The 1,540-nt window shown below is 62.8% G+C and carries 1 protein-coding gene; it reads right to left on the bottom strand.

Annotated elements, in window-relative coordinates; all coding sequences use genetic code 11:
- Positions 1-301 precede the first annotated feature (301 nt).
- Positions 302-1,456, bottom strand: coding sequence for an IS110 family transposase (locus tag J8I87_RS43895; RefSeq protein WP_209938882.1), 1,155 nt, complete (start codon positions 1,454-1,456; stop codon positions 302-304).
- Between the last annotated feature and the right edge of the window lie 84 nt (positions 1,457-1,540).

A 1,540-nucleotide genomic window follows, 5' to 3' on the forward strand; every position in this document is an offset into this window, starting at 1 on the left:
CCTGTTACGACCACGACGCTGGCCGGCGGTGGATAACCTGCTCGATCAGATGTTTTGCAATCCTCCATATCAGACAAGAACAGTAGTGAGGTCGGGGTGTCTGAAGTCCGGACACTTGACCGGACCAACTTCTATCCGTGCTGGCACGAGACCGGGCACCACATACCGCATGCGCAAGGCGCTGGAACCACCCCATTACGGACGCGCCCCATCTAGAACTACGGTTACCTGCGTAAGGTAACCCTCTTACTGTCCGGGCGCGCCGAACCTTCAAATGCTGTTGCCGCTCGACGTTGGCTACTCAGGTCGCTGCTGTCGCCTTCTTCGCAGTGGGCTTGAGGGTTGCCCCGAGGGGAATCTCGCCGAATTCCAGATAGCGCCATAGCGCGACCGCCAGACGTCTGGCAAGTGCCACAATGCCGATGCGGCGCATACGCTTGCCGCCGCCTGCAAAGCGCTCGTTGAACCAGTCGCTTAGCTGGCTGCTGCGCTGGAAGCGCAACCAGTTCCACGCCAGTTCCACCATCAGCCATCGGGCTCGCTTGTTGCCGATCTTGCTGATGCCCTGCTCAACTTCACTGGTACCGCTGGCATAGGGCGTCGGGGCCAGGCCCAGGCAGCCGGCCACTTCGCGTCGGTTGTGAAAATGCCGCCAGCCGAACAGTTCCCTGATCAGGGTCCAGGCACTGCCGTCTCCGATACCCGCAAGGCGCGCGAGCCGGGCAATCGCGGGTTGCGCACCGCTGCGCACCTCGCGCTGCTGCTGTACCTCGAGCGCCCTGATCTGCCTGGCAGCGAGCGACAGCCGTTCGAATTCGCGCTCAATCTCGGCGCGCAGGGCTGGCAACAGTTGCGGGGTGTGCTGCGCCCACCAGTGCGCCCACGCGCGGCCACCGATTCGCTCGGGCCGCAGGTTGTGGAGTACCAGCAGCGAGCGGATGCGGTTGCTATGGGCAGTGCGCTCCTGCCGCAGACGACCGAGTTCACGATGTACCCGCCGGTCATCTTCCTGTTCGGGGGTGGGGATGCGTGCGACCGCCCACACCCGGCGCTCACCACCGTAGTAGCGCATCAGCATCGACAGCAGCTTGTCGCTGTCAAGCCGGTCAGTCTTGGCGCGACGCCTGCGCCGGTTGACTTCGATACTCGCAGAATCGACCACCAGGTTCGTGATCTGATGTTCCTCAAGACAGCGGTGCAGCCAGAAACCGTCGCGCCCGGCTTCATAACAGCTACGCACCGGAGCATCGGCGGGCAGATGACAGCGCACCTTGGCCTTCGCAATTGCCGTGAAGACTGCGGCGGTATCGCCGGCGGCCACTGTGCAGCGGCTCGGCGCGCGCACCCCATCGCCCAGCGAGAGCTTCCAGCTCCTGTCACCCAGTTCAAAGGCGACATACAACGATCCGGTGATGGATGTATCCTGCCCGTGAAGGGCCGTGCGAGGCGCATTCATTTGCGTACTCCTCTCGGAAAACGGGTGTCGGAATCCTCGTTTTACTCTAGGAGGCTTATCTCCGCGGCCCCTCCATAGTATCTA

The sequence above is a fragment of the Paraburkholderia sp. LEh10 genome, assembly GCF_017814945.1.
Lineage (GTDB): Bacteria > Pseudomonadota > Gammaproteobacteria > Burkholderiales > Burkholderiaceae > Paraburkholderia.

Bases quoted from the DNA above. Each gene is read 5' to 3' on its own strand.
- J8I87_RS43895 (WP_209938882.1), bottom strand. From the start codon at position 1,456: ATGAATGCGCCTCGCACGGCCCTTCACGGGCAGGATACATCCATCACC.